Raw genomic sequence first — 18,887 nt, forward strand, 5'->3', positions numbered from 1 at the left:
CGTACCTGGACGGCACCGTTCAGAACTGGATTCCTGCGGCGTCATCAAGTGCCGCACGCCGTTGTTTTTGTTGGATCATGGTGTCGATATCATCGCGGTTAACCAGATGCAGCGCCTTAGTGGGGCACACCTGAACACATGCCGGGCCAGCAGCGCGCTCCTGACACAGATCGCATTTATGTGCTTCGGCTTTCATCCCACTCCCGATCAACTGATGATGGCTGATTCTGACGACAGGTTTACTGATCACGGTCATGGCACCGTAGGGACATGCCACCACACAGGTCTTGCAGCCGATACATTTTTCCTGCCGCACCTGAATGCTGTCGTGTGCGCGAACAATGGCACCGTTGGGGCACACATTGGCACACGGAGCATCTTCACAATGGCGGCATTGAACGGTGGTGCTGACATCAAGGCTCTTTACCACCGTGAGACGCGGTGCAAACTGCGTTGCACTGAGCGATGCCGTATTGCCATCGCCGTGGGCCAGCACGCAAGCGACTTCACAGGTGCGACAACCGATACATCTTTTGGAATCTGCAATAACGAACCGGTTCATGACGGGCTCTCCTTCCTCGGCTCTGTACATAACGTGGGTGTCGACACCTTGCCGGTGTCGGCGGATCGCCCTACATAAAGCAGGGTTTATGCCAACCTGATAATAAAAATGTAATGCATTGATTGGTATATTAAAAATAAGATGTTGTTGGGTGTCGATATCCAGTGACGACGTGGCTGAAGGGGGATTTCGGCAGATTTGACGATGGCAGTGACGGAGTGAGATACGTTTTATGTAACTTGCCTCACGTTTCCTTATTCTCTGCCTATACTTCAAAAGGGTGTCCGCAATGGACTCAGCGTGCCTATTTTATAAAAAAGGGTTTCTTATTTAACGGTGTTCTTATTGGCCGATATTCCGGTGCAGACAGGTTTTCAGGGCGCATGTCTGAAACTCGGTAATGTTTCCTGCTGGCTCCTACCAGTGGGTATGACTATACGATGGCGATTCAACCTCCTTCCGTTTTTCAGTGCAGTGCTGTGCCCTTGGCTTGCCTGTCACTGACGTATGGGAAGGCATGATGGAGTGGTGATATGAGCTTTCTGAAGAACATCAGTATACGCGTGATGGTGTTGATGATTGTGGCGTTTCTCTTGGTCATCTGGGGTGTGGCATCCGCCTATAGCCTGTACTCTCTGCAACAGGCGACCCAGCTTATCGTGCAAAGTGACGTGCAAAAAAAGAGCCATGCGCAACTGCTCTATGGTGTTGAACAATCTTTTCGTGCCATGACGGCGCTCGAACGGGCGGCAAGCTACACGCAAAACAGTGAAGCGGAAAATGCCCGACAGGCGCTGGCGCAGGCTCAGCCCGCGATGGCGAATGCGAAAGCTGCGTTGGACGCGTTCAAAAATGGTGCACATGGGGATATCGCACCCACGGCGGTCGATGGTGTGGTACGCACCTGGTCGGCACTGGTGACTTCCGTGTTAGAACCGTTACAGCAAGCCCTGCAGCAAAATGATGCGGATGCGTTGCGGCAACGTCTGAATCAAACCTATTCCCTGGTGAGTGCCTTTGGCGATGAAATCAAACGTTATACCGATCAGGTTGTTGCATCGCCGCTTATCGTGGAAGCGCAAGGCCACCATGAGAATAACCGTAATGCACTGATTGCGGTATTGCTGGTGGGGGTGTTGGTACTGCTTTTCACCGAATACTATTTGAAAAATTATCTGGTGCTACCGATCAGCGTGCTGAAATCTCATCTGGCGCAGTTAACGGCGGGGCGCTTGGGCTATGAACTCACGGAGTTTGGCCACAACTGCGCAGGTCGCCTGATTCCAGATATCAAACTGCTACAGAAAACCTTGCGCGATACCGTTACCGCCATCCGCCAAGGTGCCAGCGTGGTGCAGGATCGCACGGCCAACATCAAGGAAGGGAACGATAGCCTTTCCTCACGCACCGAGCAACAGGCGGCGGCGCTACAGCAGACTGCTGCCAGCATGGAGCAGATGAGCGCCACGGTAAAACAGAACACCGAAAACGTGCATCAGGCGCGTCGTCTGGCGCAGGATGCGTCAAACATGGCGAAGCGTGGCGGTGATATCAGCAAAAATGTAATGCAAACCATGAACGATATCAGCGCCAGCTCACGCAAGATCTCTGATATTAACACCGTGATTAATGGTATCGCGTTTCAGACCAATATTTTGGCGTTGAATGCTGCGGTGGAAGCGGCGCGGGCCGGTGAGCAGGGCAAGGGGTTTGCCGTGGTGGCCGGTGAGGTACGAAGTCTGGCGCAGCGCAGTGCACAGGCGGCGAAAGAGATTGAAGCACTGATCGCGGAATCGGTGACGCGTGTGTCAGCCGGGGCCAGCCAGGTTCAGCAATCCGGTGAAGCCATGAGTGGCATTATCGAGTCAGTGAGTCACGTTAATGATGTGATCAGTGAAATTGCCGCAGCGACGGAGGAACAGAGTCACGGTATTTCGCAAATCAGCCAAACGGTGCATGAAATGGATCGGGTGACGCAGCAGAATGCGGCGCTGGTAGTGCAGTCTGCTGAAGCAGCAGCTGAATTGGAAGATGAAGCCGACGGCTTGTTGGCGGCGGTCGATGTGTTCCACCTGACGGAATCAGCGCCCGTACCCCAACCGACGCAAACCGTCATCAAACCGCTGGTAAAACGGACGGGTTCTGCACCGCGCCCCACGGCGCTGCTCTCCAGCGGGCAGAACGCAGCCCAAGGTGGCTGGGAGAAATTCTAAGCCCTAATAGCAACGCCCCGCGTATTGCGGGGCGTTTTGCTTTCAATGTTAATACCTGTAACGGATGGCAATCGCAGAGGCTTACAACCGCATGAATCCACCGTCACCGTGCCAATGAGGTAGCTGCTGATATATCTTGTCGACAGCCTGCGTGACTGCCCGGTTGACCGGGCAGTAAAATGCCACCAGTGCGGGCTGAATGCCGACAAAAATTACTTCCGGAATAAACGTTTGCAGCTCATCAATCATAAAGGTGAGCGGCATACTGTGGGTATTCATCAGCATATCTTCAGCAATACGTGTCGGATCGACGATGCGTATGGCGCCCGGTTCGAGCCCCATATCCGTAGCGTCCACCACGAGCAGGCGCTGCGGTGGCGCGGCGCGTAGGCGATGCACCGCGTTTTCCGGGATGGCACCCCCGTCGATGACCGCCCAGCCCGCTAGCGGGCTGTGTTGCAATCGTTCGGCAAGCAGTGGCCCTGCGCCGTCGTCACCCATCATCACATTGCCTACCGCCAGTACCATGTTGGGTGCTGTGCGCGGTGTATCCGTCTCAACGGCGTCCAGGTTGGCAAGATGCGCTTCCCAATTCATCGCTTACTCCTCCACCCGTTTAACCATCAGGTACAGCGCTGACTCCCGCTCAATGGCAACAAGGTAGTCGAGCAGGGTAGCACTCCAGGCGGCGAAACGATCGCTGTCTCCCAGTGCGCTAAATGCCTGATGCAACAACCGGGTATGTGAACTGTCGAGGGTGATTTCACCAAATTTCAGCAAGCCCGCCATTTTACGCTGTGCATCGCCAGCTGGCAGTTGAGCTATCCATGCCTGATAGTCGTCAAGCGGGCAAGTCAGCACCGGTTTCAGGCAGTCGATCACCCCGACATGGTGACCGATAGCCAGCGAATAATACATGACTTGCTGCGCCTGCTCCGGCACCTTATCTTTACTGTCGAGAAATTTTTGGCTTAGCGCATAAAAGATCACTTTTGCACTCATAGTGGCCGAACTCCCTTCTGCCAGCCGTGATACTGCACCAATAAGCGCTGCACGATTTCACTCAGACGCGGATCGTTCTGGTGTGCCAGATAGGCATTAACGCGTGCCCCCAGCATCTCCTGCGGCGATTGGAGCAGCAGGTTGATAAAGGCGTCGCTGATTTCTCTCCCCTGACGATAGCCCGCCATGCGTCTGGCTTCCCGCTCCAACTGTATGCGCAAATCCAACGGCGCATCAGGCAGCAACAGCGCGGCCTGCTCATGTTCACCTTGTTCCGTATTAACGCCGTGCAGTTTTTGCTCCAGCAATCCCAGCGCCACGGCAAAGCCGTAAATGGTCGCGGCAGGGGTGGGCGGGCAGCCGGGAATATACACATCGATAGGCACGATGGTGTCGCTGCCGCCCCACACGCAGTAGAGATCGTGGAAGATACCGCCGCCACAGCCGCAGGCACCGTAGGAGATACAGATTTTCGGGTCGGGTGCGGATTCATACGCACGTAGCGCCGGGCTGCGCATCGCACGGGTGACCGCGCCGGTAAACAACAGAATGTCAGCATGACGCGGCGAGGCCACGACCTTGATGCCAAAGCGCTCGGCATCAAAAATGGGCGTGATGGCGGAAAAAATTTCAATTTCACAGCCGTTACAGCCACCGCAGTCGACGCGATAGACATAAGCAGAGCGCTGGATATCTTTCAGCAACGTTTTCTTTAACTGCTGGGTCTGTTCATCAAGCTGGATGGGCGTACTGCGCGTATGCACTGATGACGGTAGGTCTACGCCGTTGAGTGGTTCACTCATGGTGGCCCCCTTGGCTGAAAGCCGCCGCTGGCGGCGTGATAAAATGCTGGCTCAGCGTTACGTTGCCTTTGTGCGGCATGCTTTGTTTGCGTTTGCATTCCGGGCAGGTTTCGAACTGCGTGCGTCGGGCTTCCGCATCTTCTGCCGACATGCCCGCCTGTTGCAATAACGCGACCGTATAGGCCACCTCTTTCTCCGGGGCGAAGGGCCGGTGACACTCGTGGCACGCCAGCAGTCGGAAAGTGGCCCGTTGGAACAAATCCGCTTTATTGGCAACCGCCATCTCAAACTCTTGTGACAGTACGATCGCACGCGTCGGGCACACTTCCTCACAGCGTCCGCAAAATATGCAGCGCCCGAGAAACAGCTGCCAGGTGCGGGTGCCGTTCACCACATCGGTTTCCATGGTCAGTGCATTCGCCGGGCAGGCGACGGTGCAGGCAGCGCAGGCAATGCACTGCTCGGGGTCGTATTGCGGTTTGCCACGAAACCCCGCTGGCACCTCGAGTGGCGCAAACGGATATTTGACCGTACTGTTGCCCGCGTCACGCAGGATTTTGAACAGTTTTAACATGGTGTCATCCCTCTATTTCAGCGGCGAACGCGTACGTTCCAGCCCATAGCGCTCGATCTCTTTATAGGGCACGGTAGTGATTTTCTGTTTGCGCACGTCAATCAGCGTTACCCGATCGGTACAGGAGTAGCACGGGTCCAGGCTGCCGATAATCAGCGGCGCATCGGATACCGTATTACCGCGCAACATATAGCGCAGCACCGGCCAGTTGGCGTAGGTGGCAGCACGGCAGCGCCAGCGGAACAGTTTCTGGTTATCACCGGTCATGCTCCAATGCACGTCTTCGCCGCGCGGTGCTTCTGCGTACCCCAGCGCGAACTGATAAGGTTTGTAGGCAAATCCTTCAGTTAACAGCGGGCCTTCGGGCAGATTGTCCAAACCGTATTCCACGATAGCCAACGAAGTCAGCACTTCGCGAATGCGCACCAGCACGCGGGAATAGACATCCCCGGCGCTCAGGTGGTGCAGTTCCATTGGCAAATCAAGGTAGGCGGAGTAGGGGTGATCGATACGCATATCGCGTTGGAACCCGCTGGCGCGGATCATCGGGCCTACCGGGCTGTAATCACGCGCTACCTGTGATGACAAAATGCCGATCCCTTGTGTGCGTTGCAGCATATTGGGCGTATTGAGCAGCATGTCGGAGAGTTGCATAATCTCAGTGCGCATCTCACGAATCAGTTTGATGGTTTTCAGCCGGTCTTCTTTCAGAATATCGCGGCGAATGCCGCCAATCAGGTTCAGACCGTAGGTTTTGCGCGCACCGGTCAGCATCTCGGCGATGGTCATGGATTTTTCGCGGATGCGGAAGAACTGCATAAATCCGGTGTCAAAACCAACGAAGTGGCTCGACAGGCCGATGTTCAGCAGATGACTGTGCAGCCGTTCTACTTCCAACAGAATACTGCGAATCGCGTGCGCCCGTGGTGGCACCACAATGCCCATCGCATTTTCGATCGACGTGGTGTAGGCCACGCTGTGGGTAAAACCGCAGATGCCGCAGACCCGGTCGGACAGGAAGGTGACTTCGTTATAGCCCATGCGGGTTTCCGCCAGCTTCTCCATGCCGCGGTGGACGTAGAACAGGCGATAATCGGCGTCAATAATTTGCTCGCCATCGACAAACAGGCGGAAGTGACCGGGCTCGTCGGAGGTGATATGTAACGGCCCAATCGGCACCACGCGGGTGTCGCCCGTGGCTTCGTTGATAAAGGAGTAGGTTTCGTTGTCCTGCGTCGGGGCCGGGCGCTGGCGATAATCCATCGCATCTTTGCGCAGCGGGTAAAGATCGTCTGGCCAATCGTCGGGCAATACCAGACGGCGTTCATCTGGCAGACCGACGGGGATCAGACCATACATATCACGCACTTCGCGTTCGCCCCACACGGCGGCCGGCACGCGCGGTGTTACCGATGGAAACTCAGGATTGACCGGGTCGATCAGCGCCTTGACGATCACCCAGCATTTTTCTCCTTGCTCCATCGACAGTACGTAGTAAATGGCAAAATAGCCGTTCAACGTCCTTTCATCGTTACCAAACAGGACTGACAGCCAACCGCCGTGCTGATAGTAGAGATGTTCCACCACATCCGGCAGGCTTGCCAGTTTCACCGTCAGTGTCAACTGGTCGTCGGTTTGCCATGCCTGTTCCAGTATGGCGTGGGGAAACCGCTGCTGCACCTGCGCGGCATAACCCGCGCCGCGCTTGGCGTTGGTTGCAGCAGCCACGGGGGGAGTAGGATGTTCATTCATCACGGGACGTCTCCTGACGAGAAAGGGTAAGCGGTGCGCGTTCGGTAGGCGACAGTGCCGTGACGGCAGAGGTCTTGGTGGTGTGCGATTGCAACACCAGCGCGCTGGCGCTTTCCAGTAAACGGGTAACAGGTTGTGGAATATGTGTGCCCATCAGCAGCATTAACGCCAGCAGAATGGCCATCGGTGCGGTAGTCAGTATGCCTAACTCGCCTTTGCTGACGGCGGCGGGGCTGTTGCCCAACACGGTGCTGGCGACCATACGTACCAACCCAGCCAGTACGATAGTCAGCAGAAACAGCAACACGATAACCAGCCACAGATAGCCCGCGTTGATACCGGCGGTGACGGTCATGAACTCACTTAAAAACAGGTTGAACGGCGGCATGCCGCCCAGCGCCAGTGCACCCCCAGCCAGCAGCGCGCCGGTAATCGGGGTGACACGCAGGATGCCTTTCACCGCATCCATGTCACGCGTGCCGTATTTAAGCAGTACGTTGCCAGAGCCGCAGAACAGCAGGGTTTTCGCCAAACTGTGATTCAGCGTGTGCAGCAGTGCTGCCAGCACACCTAGCGGGCCACCAATGCCGAGCGCCACGGCAATCAATCCCATATTTTCCACGCTGGAGTAAGCAAGTAGTCGCTTCATGTCGCGCTGAACCAGAATCAGGAATGCGGCTACCGCGACAGAGAGCAGCCCGAACACCAGCAACAGTCGCTGCGGAAATACCGGGCCGATGGCGGCGCTGACGATCATGGTATAACGCACAATCACCAGCAGGGCGCAGTTGAGCAGCACGGCAGAGAGCAGGGCGCTGGTTGGGCTGGGGGCTTCACTGTGGGCATCGGGCAACCAGGCGTGCATCGGGAACAGCCCTGTCTTGGTGCCGAAACCGATGATGACGAAGATAAACGCCAGATGCATCAGCGTGCTGTCCAACTCGGAGGCATGTTGCAATACTTCGGTCCAGAAGATGGCATCACCCGGTGTCGCCATCACGTTGGCGGCATTGGCATAGACCAACACGGTGCCATATAACCCAAACGCGACCCCGACAGTACAAATGATGACATACTTCCAGGCGGCCTCCAGCGACGAGCGCTGTCCATACAGGCCAACCAGAAACGCGGAACTGAGCGTGGTGGCCTCAATGGCGGCCCACATCACAATCAGGTTGTTACTGGTGATCACCAATAACATGGTGAACAGAAACAGGTGGAAGAAGCCGTAGTAGTGGCACAACGTCGGGACAGAAACCTCGCCGCTGTTCACTTCATGGTTCATGTACCCCACGGAGTAAAGTCCGGTGAGGAAGCCGATAATGCCGAGGATGGCGAGAAACAGCGCGCTCAGGCTATCCAGATGCAGCCAGCGATGTGCTGCCAGAATCTCGCCCTGGGTAGCAATCATCCCCACTACGTACAGCGACAGCACCAGCAGCAGACTGATGCCGCACAGGTGGATAACGCTCACCGCCGTGCGCGCCGCACCGCCGCACCAACGGCAGATAAATGTCAACAGTGCGGTGATGAACGGCGTGGCAAGCAGGGTGAAAAGCAAGGTCGAACTGGTCATGCGCTTACCCCTTCAGTGCCGTAAGTTGTTGAACGTCCAAGGTATGCAGAGTGCGATGGATTTTGCGTGCCATCAGCGCCATGACGATGACGGCAAAGATGGCATCAGTGGCGATACCTATCTCCACCAGCTCCGGCGCGCGGTGCGCCAGCAGCGCCAATGTCAGATGCGCGCCGTTCTCCATCAGGCAATAGCCGAATACCTGTTTGAGGATGTTACGTTGGGTGACGATACACAGCAGGCCGATCATAAAGTGGCCGAGTGATACCGCGAGCGCCGGTTTGAGCGCACTGACCATCGGCAGTTGCACCGGGGCCACTGCGAAGTAGCTCAACACCACAATCAATACCGCCAGCAGCAAGATAGTCACCGGACTAATAATGCCGCCGTCGGCGCTTGGGTCATCCAGTCGCCGGAAAGCGCGATACATGATGGTAGGCACCAGAATCACCTTGGTGACCAGTGCGGTCAGCGACCAGAGATACAGCTCGTGCGCCTGCAACAGGTTAGCCAGTGCGACGAATATCAGCACCAGTACCAGCGATTGCAGGGCGTAGAGTAGCGATGAGGCCGTAGGCCGTTTGGCGACGATCACCAGAAGTGAGGTGATGATCAGCAGTCCGGCCAGATTGTTGACGATAAGCGAACCAGTCATTTCATTTTCTCCTTTCGCCCGTTCCTATTGCAGCCACAGCGCAGCAAACACGCTGGAACACACCGACATGATGATTAACACCACCAGTACGCCTTGCATGGTGACCGGGAGCGGTGCCGCCGCCGCCACCTCTTCTGACGGTTCACCCGGGACGGTGCGTCCGAACCAGTAAAGGAACCAGGCAAAGCTGGCGACAGATTCCACCAACGTAATCACCAGCAGCGGTAACAGCCAAAGGTGCTCTGCCGAGAGCGAGAAACCGGCGGCAAACAGCGGGAATTTGCTGAAGAAACCGTTAAACGGTGGCACCCCGGTGATCGCCAGCGCTGCCACGCAAAAGCCGATGCCGAGCAACGGTGTTTTACGCATTAATCCTTTCAACCGTGGCAACATGCGGGTGCCGCAGCTGTAGCTCAGCGCACCGGCAACCAGAAAGAACAGGCTCTTGGCGAAGGCATGGTTGAAGATGTAGGCAATACCGGCCTCAAACGCCATGCGTGAGCCGAAGGTCGCCAGTGACAGTGCGAAAAAGATGTACGACAGTTGCGTGATGGTGGAGTAGGCCAACAGGCGTTTCATGTCCTTCTGCGGTAAATACATCAGGAAGCCGTACACCAGCGTGAAGGTAGCCATCACCAGCCCGACCACGCCGATCACATGCGGGATGTCATCCGTTGCCAGAATGGCGCGGGCGAAAATATACACGCCCACTTTCACCATTGAGGCCGCGTGCAGATAGGCACTGACCGGTGTCGGTGCTTCCATCGCATCCGGCAGCCACACGTGCAGCGGCCACTGGGCGGATTTTCCCCAGGCGGCGAACATGATGCCAGCGAACACCACAATTTTATCGGCGCTGTCTAACTGGCTGATGGCACTCAATGCAAAGGTGCCGGTTTTGGCAAACAGCCAGGCGGTGGCAAGGTAGAGACCGACAGAGGCAACGTGAGTGATCAATAGCGCTTTTAACGCCGAACGCAGCGACTTCGGTTGCTGGTAGTAACCAATCAACGCCCAGGAACACCCGCCGGTGATTTCGAAAAACAGCAACTGCCCGAGCAGCGTGGAGGAGAGTGTCAGGCCCGCCATCGCCCCGATGAACACCAGCAGAAATGCATAGTAACGGTTGGTGCCTTCATGCGGGTGTTCCCGGTTGCCTGACGTCAGATAGCCGCAGGAGTAGACGCTGACCAGCAGGCCGAGGAACACCACGGCAAAACCGATAAGCAGGCTGACGCGGTCAAACACAAAGCCGAACAGTTCGGCATCACCGTAGCGATACAGCGTGATCACCGTATCTTGCTGGCCTGCTGCATGCCAGCCCCAGGCCAGTGAGGCCATGCCCAACGTCGCCAACAGGGCGAACAGACTGCACAGCACTTTGGCGTGACGCTGTGGCGCAATGGCAATCCACAGCGCGCCGATAAAGGGCAGCAGCAACGTCGCCAGCGCACGACTTTCTATAACGAACGTATCCATAATCGCGATGGGCTCCTATAGACCGGTGAGGTAAAACACAAAGGCCAGCGCGGCGATACCGAATCCGAGCCAGGTAACGCGCCCGGTCAGCAGAAAGCGCCCGCGCGCCAGACTGTTTTCAAACACCGAAGCGGCGACAAACACCAGCAGCAGCTTTAACAACAGCGCGATGCTGCCCCACAGCATGGCGCCGAAAGTGAAGCTATCCGCCTTGCCAAACGGTACGAAAATGGAGAGAAACAGCACAGCTACCACCACCTGTTTGAGGCTGATTCCCCATTTCACCAGCGCTAATCCGGCACCGGAATATTCGGTCAGCGGGCCTTCCTGTAGCTCTTGCTCGGCCTCGGCGACGTCGAAAGGAATTTTCCCCATTTCGATAAAGGTGGCGAAAGCACAGGCCAGCAGCGCCAAACCGGTCGCAGTAGGTGAGAGCCAGGCCCCCTCAGCCAGCACATGGCTGATATTGCCGATATTGGTGGAACCGGCAATCAGCGCCACAACCAACAACGACAGAATCAGAATCGGCTCGACCAAAATACCGAGCGTCAGTTCACGGCTGGCACCGATACCGGCAAACGGGCTGCCGGAATCCAGCCCAGCCAGTGAAAAGAAGAAGCGGAACAGGGCAAACAGATAGAGCAGGGTGATGATGTCGCCACCGGCACCAAACGGCGAACGCAGCGTCACGGCCGGCAGCGTCATGGCAACCAACAGCATGGAGCCGATCAGCACAAACGGCATCAGGCGAAACACCCCGCCAGCGTGCTCGGGGGCGACGGATTGCCGCTTGAGTAGCTTGATGATGTCGCGGTAGTCCTGTAACAGTCCTGGTCCTTGACGCGAGTGCATCTTGGCGCGGATCACCCGCGCCAGCCCAGAGAACAGTGGAGCAAGGGCGAACAGCACCAGCGCCTGCAACAACGCACACACCAGACGGATGATGAGCGGGGCGCCACCGGATAACGTAGTTTCAGTAAGCATCGGATTCTCCTTATGCCATCGTGATCAGCAGCAGCACCACCAGCGCCGCGACGACATACAGGCAATAGAGCCGGAAATCGCCGTGTTGTATCCACTGCATGGCACGGCTCACCCGCTGCAAGGCGCTTGCTAACGGCATCACTATGCGGTTATCCAGCAGGGGCTCTGCGTTTTCAGCAGCACGCGTGGTCTGTTCCAGCGTGCGTTGTAGCAGTGGGCCGGGTGCCAAGGTTTTCCGTATGCGGTAGAGCGGAGCAAACAACACGCGCAGCGGCTGGGTAAAACTGCCTGCCGACGCGGCCATGGCACCCTCGTACTCATAACCGCACGCCCAAGGCGTGCCGCGCTGACGGAATGCCTGACGGCCCCCTTTTGCACCCACGTAGAGCAGCAGCGGCAACAGCGGTAGCGCGAGCAGCAAAATAAAGATCAACGGGGTCGAGAGCGAGGTTTGCGCCGGATTGCCGGGGAACAGCGTCAGCCCATGCGCCACCACTGGTGCCGCTTCGCCGGTCAGGCTGACGGCAACCTGGGTAATCACCGGTGCCACCAGACTGGCACCGACGCCCAGCGCGACGCACAGCAGCGCCAACAGGCCCATGGCGAGGGTCATCGGCCAGGGCACTTCCCGTGCCCGATCGGCTTTCTCACTGCGCGGGGCACCGGAGAAACTGATGCCGTAGACTTTGACGAAACACATGGCAGCCAGTGCACCGGTGATAGCGAGCATCACAATGGCAATCGGGGCAATCAGCCGTAACCCGAAGCTCCCTTGATGACTCAGGGTAAACAGCGACTGATAGGTGAACCATTCGCTGACAAAACCGTTGAGCGGCGGCAGCGCGGAAATCGCCATACAACCGACCAGAAACGCCAGCGCGGTGTAGGGCATGCGGCGGGCAAGGCCGCCCATCTTTTCCATGTCTTTGCTGTGCAGCCGGTAGATCACCGCACCGGCACCCAAGAACAGCAATCCTTTAAACAGCGCATGGTTCAGCAAGTGATACAGCCCGCCCAGCAGACCTAACGCGGCCAGCAGTGGCTGATGCGTGGCGATACCAATCATGCCGACGCCGACGCCCATCAGAATGATGCCGATGTTTTCTACCGTGTGATAAGCCAGCAGGCGCTTGATATCGTGCTCCGCCAGCGCGTACAGCACCCCCAGCACTGACGAGACTGCGCCAAATGCCAGTACTACCACGCCCCACCAGGTGGCGGTGGCACCGAGCAGGTCGATCCCCACCTTGATGATGCCGAAGATACCGATTTTCACCATTACGCCCGACATCAGCGCTGAGGCGTGTGACGGCGCGGCGGGGTGGGCGCGCGGCAGCCAGCCGTGCAGCGGCAACATCCCGGCCTTTGCGCCAAACCCGAAGAACGCCAACAGGAACACTACGGAAGCCTGTAGCGGCGGCAATTGTGCCTGACGGAAATCGGCAAAATCCAGACTGCCGCTGGCGCGGTAAAGCAGGAAGAACGCCACCATGATCAGCACCGATCCGGCATGGGCAATCAGGAAGTAGAGCAACCCGGCGTTGATGGCTTCGTCATCCTGATCGGAGATCACCAGGAAGTAAGAACTGAGCGACATGACTTCAAACAGGATGATGAAGTAGAAGGCATTATCCGTCACCACCAGCGCGACCATGGAGGCGATAAACAGGTTCATGTAGAACCCCATCGCACCCGCGCGTCCGCGGTACTCTTGCAGATAGGCGAACGAATAGAGGGCGGTGATGGCGGCCAACAGCGAAATCACCAGCACCATAAAGGCGGCCAGTGCATCCAGACGCAGCGTTAATCGTGCGAACGCGACAAAGGGGCCATCGAACGATGCCAGTAACGGTTGGGCACTGGTCAGCACCGGAAGCGCGGCGGCGACACCGGCGAGCCCGGCGAGCAGGGCTGCGGCGCCACTGAGTTTAATCGCCCAGTCGTCGTTGCGGGCCAGACAAAGTGATAACAGCGCACCCACCACATAGAGCGACAGAGAGAGGGTTAGCCATGCAAAGGGGGTCATCATGATTTTGGCTCCCATTCCGTTGCCGCAAAGGGCTGATTGCCCTGCGGCCACATCATCGCCTGACGGCGTTTAGCCTCGGTAGCGGCGGCAATGTGTGACTCATCCACGACAAAGAGTGCCTGTGTTGGGCAAACGCGTACACACTCCGGTTTATCCTGAAAGGCACACAGGTCGCATTTTACCGCCACGCTTTTCACACCCGCATTCCATGACAGGAACGGGTTGATGGAGGCAACGCTGACGGGCACGTCCGTTAAGGCTTCAACGGGAATGTGGTGAGCGAAGGTCTGCGGCACCGCCAGCGGCTTGCTGCCAGACGGGGTTATCGCGCCGAACGGGCACGCGATGGCGCACAGCTTGCAGCCGATACAGGCTACTTCATCCAACACCACAGCATTGTTGCGCTGCGTGATGGCGTTAACCGGGCATACCTGTGCGCACGGAGCATCCTCACAGTGGCGACACAGGACGGGGGCGGTGCCTTGGGCATCTCGCTCCACCGTCAAACGGGGATGGGTTTGCAACCCATGCTGGCGGTGCACTTGCGTACAGGCTGCCATACAGGTGTTACATCCGATACAGCGTTTGGGCTCCGCAATGACGAAGCGATTCATAGCCATACCCTCCGGGGCTTTCTCCTATGTTGGGCTGCGTAAAGCATATTCTGTGCCACGTCAGCGAGTTAGCCGGAGAGGCCCGTTCTTGCTGGGGTGCGGTGCGCTGGCGTCCGTCGGTGACGGCGTTGACGATGTCGGTTTCGACATTAGTGACGAGAAGGGTGACGAAAGCGCGACGTTGCCGGAGAACACGCCTGTCAGTACGGGAAGAATGTCTGTTGGCCTAAATTTTGCTTAACTCAAACACTTCGTAAATCAGTACTGTAATAAAAGGATTATCTCCATGTGTCTCGGCATTCCCGGAAAAGTGATTGCACTGGCGGACAACGTGCAGGATACGGCGTGGGTCGATGTATGCGGCGTTAAGCGTGAAGTGAATGTGGCGCTGGTGGCAGACGGCGTTGACGCTGACAGCCTGATTGGCAGTTGGGTGTTGGTACACGTCGGTTTTGCCATGAGTCGCCTGGATGAACAGGAAGCGCTCGACACGCTGGCGGCGCTGCGCCAAATGGAAGAGGTAGAGCACGATGTTACAATATTTCTGAAACAGTGAGCCCTTTTGTGATTTACGTCAAGAAATGTAAATGCTAAAACATGATAATGAAAATAACTCTCATTGTCGATGACCATCGTATTTATGTCTACTTGGCGTAAGTGTTTGATTGTATTGTGTTTTGCGTTTTTCAGCTTGTCGGCATTAGCCGCAACGGATTACAACACCTTCATCCATGACATTCAGGGCCGCCTGGATAAGACCGCTGAACTCTATCAGCAGCAGAAGCCGGATGAAGCCCGTACCGAAGTTCAAATGGCCTACTTCGAGGTGTTTGAAAACCTGGAAGGGCCGATCCGTATCAATATCTCCGCGCAGAAAAGCTATCAACTGGAAGCCACCTTTGGTGAAATTCGCCGCATGATTGGCGAAGGCAAGCCGCAAGCCGACATTCAGGCCAAGGTGAATTGGCTGAAAGGCGAGTTGGACAGTGTGTTACCGGTGTTGACTGATGGTCACAAATTAGTGGCGCAGGAGCAGCATGGGGCCTATGGCAACAGCGATATTGCCCTCTACTGGCAGCAAAGTTTCAAGGCCATTGATGATGGGTTGGCACAAGCGGTAGCTGATTATCAAGCGGGCGACTATCAGAAGGCCAGTCAAAGCGTACAGCAGGCACACTATCAGGGATTTAAAAACTCCGAGATGGAAATGTCGGTGCGCCAAAACCGCTCTTCGCAGCAAGCCGCCTCGATCAACCAGCAATTTAGCGCACTGATTGCACTGACCGCTCAGCCTGATCAAATGAGCGAAGTGGCTTATCGAGTCACTACGCTGCTGCAAGATATTGAAGATGTGCTGCCGGGCTTGCCCACCACCCGTGACGATCAGCCAGTATCAGCGGCACCGGAGAGCAGCATCGCTGGCGCTGATGTTCCGGATGCAGACTGGGCCAACGTAGTGAATAACATCAACCAAGCTATCGCAGCGGCGATTGCGCAGTATGAAAGTGGGCAGGCAAAACCGGCCATTATGGCGGTGCAGGATGCCTACTTTGATCTGTTTGAAGCCAGCGGCATGGAGAACAAGGTCGGCTCGCGTGATTCTGCCTTCAAATCCACGCTGGAAGGCTACTTCACCCGTTTGGTCAGTATGATGAGCGCTGGGCAGCCGGTTTCTGAACTGCATGCACAGGCCGATGCGATGCAACAGGATTTGGCTAGCGCGGTCACCATGCTGGGTAGCGGTAGTGAAACGCACTGGAGCCTGCTGATCTACAGCCTGTTGATCATCGTGCGTGAAGGGCTGGAGGCGCTGCTGATCGTGGCTGCCATCGTGGCCTATCTGGTGAAGAATAACCATCACGACAAGTTGCCAATGATTCGCCAGTCGGTGTACGTGGCGCTGGTGTGCAGCGTATTGACCGCAGTGCTGTTCCAGATGCTGTTCAGTAATTCCGGTGCCAGCCGTGAATTGCTGGAAGGGTTCACCATGCTGATTGCGGTGGTGATGCTGTTCAGCATGAGTTATTGGCTGCTGTCGAAAGTCGAAGCCCGACACTGGAAAGCTTATCTGGAAGGAAAGCTGTCGCACTCCCTGAGCAGCGGTTCGGTGATCGGTTTGTGGCTGACCAGCTTCCTGGCGGTATACCGCGAAGGCGCAGAAACGGTGCTGTTCTACTTTGCGTTAGTGGGGGATGCCAGCAACGTGGCGGGGCACCTCTCTATTCTGGCGGGCTTCCTGATTGGCTGCGTGATATTGCTTATCGCTTATCTGGTGATGCGCTTTACCGTAGTCAAATTGCCGCTGAAACCCTTCTTTATGTTTACCGGTTGTTTTATGTACCTGATGGCGTTTGTGTTCGCCGGTAAAGGGGTACTGGAGTTAATCGAAGGCAAGTTGTTTGAACCGACGCTGTTGACGTGGGTTCCGGAAATCAGCGTATTGGGGATTTACCCCTACGTCGAAACGCTGATACCGCAAGTCGTATTGGTGTTCGCTGCTCTGGCCGCGCTGTGGATTATGCGTCAGCGCGCTGGGACGTTCGAATACGGGAAGCAATGATAAGCAAAAATCAAAAACAACATGATATTGATGATATGAGGATGGGTTTGATGAAGATGCAAAAAAGTTTGATTGCCAGCGCGATTATTGCCGGAGTATTAACGGCACCTGCCGCGTTCGCGTTTACCGAACATCCGGCTGGTGAGCCGATCACCATTAACGAGCTGGAGATCGCTGCGGTCTACTTACAGCCGATTGACATGGAACCGCGCGGCATGGGCCTGCCAGCCGCTAAATCCGATATTCACCTGGAAGCCGATATCCACGCCGTGGAAGGCAACAAAAACGGCTTCGGCGCCGGCGAATGGATGCCGTACCTGACCATCGCTTACACCCTGGTGAACACCGATACCGGTGCCAAACAGGAAGGGACCTTCATGCCGATGGTGGCGAGCGATGGCCCGCACTACGGTGCCAACATCAAAATGATGGGCGTAGGTAACTACAAAGTGACCTACCACATTGAGCCGCCGTCAAAAGCCGGTATGCACCGCCATACCGATGGTGAAACCGGTGTTGGCCGCTGGTGGAAACCGTTTGATGTCAGCTACGACTTCAAATACGTTGGTCTGGACAAATAATTCGATTCTGGATTGCGTAAGGCCGTTACGGAAATTCCCCCTGCCGCCCTGAGCGCGGGGGGCTTCGCCTGAGTGTGCGTCATGAGTCATTTTTTTGTTACCGTGCTGCAAGCGTTTTTGCCTGTTGCACTGCTGTTAGGACTCCACTGGAGTCACCGTTCTGCTCCCCGTCTGCGCCCGCTGGTGTGGACCACGCTACTGGCTTTGCTGGTCGGTACGTTGGTAGGCGTTCGCCTGTCTTCCAGTCAAACCGTTCAACTGATTTTTACCCTGATTCAACTGGTCGCGCTGGTGCTGTTCTTACTGAGCCAACTCACGCAGAGTAGCAAATTCGGCTACCTCTGGCAGGGGCTGTTGATCATCGGGGCCGCCGTGCATTGGGGCGACGATCCCAATCTGACGGCACTGACCACCACCCACGTGGTGAACACCGATTTACTGTTAAATATCAGCGCGGTGATCCTGGCCTTTGGGTGGGTCGCTTTCAGCGCCGTGCTGTGCGGCATGATGGTGCGGCGTTTACCGCGCCTGCGCTGGCCGCTACTGCTGCTGCTGGTGGCATTGCTGGTACTGCCGCTGAGCGGCGGTCTGATGTTACTGTTGATGAAGCTGCAAGCGCTGGGTTTGACCAAACCGCGCCTGAGCTTTGTGGCGCGCGTTACCAATAACGGCGCGGTGCTTAACTATTTCTGCGCACTGCTGTTAGCGCTGCTCTCGGCCGGTTTCATGCTGCCGTTGCTGGAAACCCGTCAGCAGATGCAGGCCACCGATGAAGCGATAGCCAAGCGCAAGGCAACGGCTGATTATCGGAACACGCGCCGGACCTTTACCGCCGCGTTGGTGGCGCTACTGGTAGTGGCGCTGGGGCAGCTTTATTGGGACAAAGTGGCATCGCAGCCGCCGCGCTTGTCGGAAGCACAACCGGTGACGCTTGGCCCGGATGGCAAAGTGCATATTCCTATCGAGCAAGTGCGTGACGGCAAGCTGCACCGCTTTGTCTGGATTGCTGATGACGGCAAGGCCGTTCGCTTCTTTGTGATTAATCGCTATCCCGACCGACTTCGTCTCGGCGTGGTGTTTGATGCCTGTCTGCTGTGTGGCGATCAGGGCTATGTGATGGAAGGCAATCAGGTGATTTGCGTGGCTTGCGGTGTGCGGATCTTTATCCCCTCCATCGGGAAAGCCGGTGGATGTAACCCGGTACCGATTGAAGGTTGGGGCAACGACGACAACGAACTGGTGATCGGCTACGCGTCGCTGGCGGTGGGCGCGAATTACTTCACCACGGTGGTTTCGATGGATGTGGTCGATCCGGTCGACGGCAGCAAGCTGACCAACCTGAAAGCCGAGCATAAATACCGCTATGCCGGGAAGACTTACTTCTTTGCGTCGGAAGCCAACTACAACAAGTTCCGTGACAATCCGCGCAGTTTTGTCACAGCACATCCAGCGGGTAACACCGAGTCTGCGACGGATAACGCCGCAGCGGACGAGGAGGAATAA

General features: G+C 56.6%; 18 protein-coding genes. 6 read left to right on the forward strand and 12 right to left on the reverse strand.

Features of this window, described 5'->3' with window-relative positions; translation table 11 throughout:
* Window positions 1-19: 19 nt before the first annotated feature.
* Complete coding sequence (locus J5224_RS10615) at window positions 20-562, reverse strand: 4Fe-4S dicluster domain-containing protein (protein ID WP_264625350.1); 543 nt, start codon at window positions 560-562, stop codon at window positions 20-22.
* A 533-nt stretch (window positions 563-1,095) separates the two neighbouring features.
* Here J5224_RS10615 and J5224_RS10620 point away from each other — a divergent pair.
* A complete protein-coding gene (locus tag J5224_RS10620) occupies window positions 1,096-2,775 on the forward strand; it encodes a methyl-accepting chemotaxis protein (RefSeq protein WP_264625351.1) in 1,680 nt (559 codons plus the stop codon).
* 81 nt (window positions 2,776-2,856) lie between these two features.
* Here J5224_RS10620 and hycI read toward each other — a convergent pair whose 3' ends face one another.
* The 11 genes from hycI to J5224_RS10675 all read right to left on the reverse strand — a co-directional run bounded on the left by hycI (window position 2,857) and on the right by J5224_RS10675 (window position 14,243).
* Window positions 2,857-3,303 carry a hydrogenase maturation peptidase HycI gene (gene hycI / locus J5224_RS10625; RefSeq protein WP_264625396.1) on the reverse strand — a complete coding sequence of 149 codons (447 nt, stop codon included), beginning with the start codon at window positions 3,301-3,303 and terminating at the stop codon, window positions 2,857-2,859.
* Between the two features lie 72 nt (window positions 3,304-3,375).
* On the reverse strand, window positions 3,376-3,777 hold the full coding sequence (locus J5224_RS10630; RefSeq protein WP_264625352.1) for a formate hydrogenlyase maturation HycH family protein: 402 nt from the start codon (window positions 3,775-3,777) through the stop codon (window positions 3,376-3,378).
* The gene (locus J5224_RS10635; protein ID WP_264625353.1) at window positions 3,774-4,580 is read right to left on the reverse strand and encodes an NADH-quinone oxidoreductase subunit B family protein; all 807 of its coding nucleotides are present in this window, start codon (window positions 4,578-4,580) and stop codon (window positions 3,774-3,776) included. Before J5224_RS10635 ends, J5224_RS10630 begins: the two co-directional genes overlap by 4 nt.
* A complete protein-coding gene (gene hyfH / locus J5224_RS10640; RefSeq protein WP_264625354.1) occupies window positions 4,573-5,154 on the reverse strand; it encodes a hydrogenase 4 subunit H in 582 nt (193 codons plus the stop codon). The genes J5224_RS10635 and hyfH overlap by 8 nt, the downstream gene beginning before the upstream one ends.
* 12 nt (window positions 5,155-5,166) lie before the next feature.
* Window positions 5,167-6,906: an NADH-quinone oxidoreductase subunit C gene (locus J5224_RS10645; protein WP_264625397.1), complete on the reverse strand. Its 1,740-nt coding sequence runs from the start codon at window positions 6,904-6,906 to the stop codon at window positions 5,167-5,169.
* Window positions 6,899-8,482, reverse strand: a complete 1,584-nt coding sequence (locus J5224_RS10650) for a hydrogenase 4 subunit F (protein WP_264625355.1) — start codon at window positions 8,480-8,482, stop codon at window positions 6,899-6,901. The genes J5224_RS10645 and J5224_RS10650 overlap by 8 nt, the downstream gene beginning before the upstream one ends.
* A 4-nt stretch (window positions 8,483-8,486) precedes the next feature.
* Complete coding sequence (gene hyfE, locus J5224_RS10655; protein ID WP_264625356.1) at window positions 8,487-9,137, reverse strand: hydrogenase 4 membrane subunit; 651 nt, start codon at window positions 9,135-9,137, stop codon at window positions 8,487-8,489.
* A gap of 24 nt (window positions 9,138-9,161) precedes the next feature.
* Window positions 9,162-10,616, reverse strand: a complete 1,455-nt coding sequence (locus J5224_RS10660; RefSeq protein ID WP_319802430.1) for a hydrogenase 4 subunit D — start codon at window positions 10,614-10,616, stop codon at window positions 9,162-9,164.
* A gap of 15 nt (window positions 10,617-10,631) precedes the next feature.
* A complete protein-coding gene (locus tag J5224_RS10665) occupies window positions 10,632-11,600 on the reverse strand; it encodes a respiratory chain complex I subunit 1 family protein (protein WP_264625357.1) in 969 nt (322 codons plus the stop codon).
* Window positions 11,601-11,610: 10 nt separating this feature from the next.
* Entirely contained in the window at window positions 11,611-13,629 is a 2,019-nt protein-coding gene (gene hyfB / locus J5224_RS10670; protein WP_264625358.1) for a hydrogenase 4 subunit B, read from the reverse strand.
* Entirely contained in the window at window positions 13,626-14,243 is a 618-nt protein-coding gene (locus J5224_RS10675; protein WP_264625359.1) for a 4Fe-4S dicluster domain-containing protein, read from the reverse strand. Before J5224_RS10675 ends, hyfB begins: the two co-directional genes overlap by 4 nt.
* Before the next feature lie 52 nt (window positions 14,244-14,295).
* On the opposite strand from J5224_RS10675, the gene J5224_RS10680 reads away from it, so the two are divergent.
* From J5224_RS10680 to J5224_RS10700, 5 genes are all read left to right on the forward strand, one after another.
* Window positions 14,296-14,484: a hypothetical protein gene (locus J5224_RS10680; protein ID WP_264625360.1), complete on the forward strand. Its 189-nt coding sequence runs from the start codon at window positions 14,296-14,298 to the stop codon at window positions 14,482-14,484.
* A 45-nt stretch (window positions 14,485-14,529) separates the two neighbouring features.
* The gene (gene hypC, locus J5224_RS10685) at window positions 14,530-14,799 is read left to right on the forward strand and encodes a HypC/HybG/HupF family hydrogenase formation chaperone (protein WP_264625361.1); all 270 of its coding nucleotides are present in this window, start codon (window positions 14,530-14,532) and stop codon (window positions 14,797-14,799) included.
* An 84-nt stretch (window positions 14,800-14,883) separates the two neighbouring features.
* A complete protein-coding gene (locus tag J5224_RS10690; protein ID WP_264625362.1) occupies window positions 14,884-16,803 on the forward strand; it encodes an FTR1 family iron permease in 1,920 nt (639 codons plus the stop codon).
* 50 nt (window positions 16,804-16,853) lie between these two features.
* A complete protein-coding gene (locus tag J5224_RS10695) occupies window positions 16,854-17,384 on the forward strand; it encodes an iron transporter (protein WP_222160176.1) in 531 nt (176 codons plus the stop codon).
* Window positions 17,385-17,465: 81 nt separating this feature from the next.
* On the forward strand, window positions 17,466-18,887 hold the full coding sequence (locus J5224_RS10700) for a Fe-S-containing protein (RefSeq protein WP_264625363.1): 1,422 nt from the start codon (window positions 17,466-17,468) through the stop codon (window positions 18,885-18,887).

This window comes from Candidatus Symbiopectobacterium sp. NZEC135 (assembly GCF_025962695.1).

Excerpts from the sequence above, each read along its gene's own strand:
- hycI (WP_264625396.1), bottom strand. The coding sequence starts at position 3,303 with ATGGTACTGGCGGTAGGCAATGTGATGATGGGTGACGACGGCGCAGGG.
- J5224_RS10675 (WP_264625359.1), bottom strand. The coding sequence starts at position 14,243 with ATGAATCGCTTCGTCATTGCGGAGCCCAAACGCTGTATCGGATGTAAC.
- hyfH (WP_264625354.1), bottom strand. The coding sequence starts at position 5,154 with ATGTTAAAACTGTTCAAAATCCTGCGTGACGCGGGCAACAGTACGGTC.
- J5224_RS10615 (WP_264625350.1), bottom strand. The coding sequence starts at position 562 with ATGAACCGGTTCGTTATTGCAGATTCCAAAAGATGTATCGGTTGTCGC.
- J5224_RS10650 (WP_264625355.1), bottom strand. The coding sequence starts at position 8,482 with ATGACCAGTTCGACCTTGCTTTTCACCCTGCTTGCCACGCCGTTCATC.
- J5224_RS10620 (WP_264625351.1), top strand. The coding sequence starts at position 1,096 with ATGAGCTTTCTGAAGAACATCAGTATACGCGTGATGGTGTTGATGATT.
- J5224_RS10635 (WP_264625353.1), bottom strand. The coding sequence starts at position 4,580 with ATGAGTGAACCACTCAACGGCGTAGACCTACCGTCATCAGTGCATACG.
- J5224_RS10690 (WP_264625362.1), top strand. The coding sequence starts at position 14,884 with ATGTCTACTTGGCGTAAGTGTTTGATTGTATTGTGTTTTGCGTTTTTC.
- J5224_RS10695 (WP_222160176.1), top strand. The coding sequence starts at position 16,854 with ATGAAGATGCAAAAAAGTTTGATTGCCAGCGCGATTATTGCCGGAGTA.
- J5224_RS10660 (WP_319802430.1), bottom strand. The coding sequence starts at position 10,616 with ATGGATACGTTCGTTATAGAAAGTCGTGCGCTGGCGACGTTGCTGCTG.
- J5224_RS10630 (WP_264625352.1), bottom strand. The coding sequence starts at position 3,777 with ATGAGTGCAAAAGTGATCTTTTATGCGCTAAGCCAAAAATTTCTCGAC.
- J5224_RS10665 (WP_264625357.1), bottom strand. The coding sequence starts at position 11,600 with ATGCTTACTGAAACTACGTTATCCGGTGGCGCCCCGCTCATCATCCGT.
- J5224_RS10700 (WP_264625363.1), top strand. The coding sequence starts at position 17,466 with ATGAGTCATTTTTTTGTTACCGTGCTGCAAGCGTTTTTGCCTGTTGCA.
- hyfE (WP_264625356.1), bottom strand. The coding sequence starts at position 9,137 with ATGACTGGTTCGCTTATCGTCAACAATCTGGCCGGACTGCTGATCATC.
- hypC (WP_264625361.1), top strand. The coding sequence starts at position 14,530 with ATGTGTCTCGGCATTCCCGGAAAAGTGATTGCACTGGCGGACAACGTG.
- hyfB (WP_264625358.1), bottom strand. The coding sequence starts at position 13,629 with ATGATGACCCCCTTTGCATGGCTAACCCTCTCTCTGTCGCTCTATGTG.
- J5224_RS10645 (WP_264625397.1), bottom strand. The coding sequence starts at position 6,906 with ATGAATGAACATCCTACTCCCCCCGTGGCTGCTGCAACCAACGCCAAG.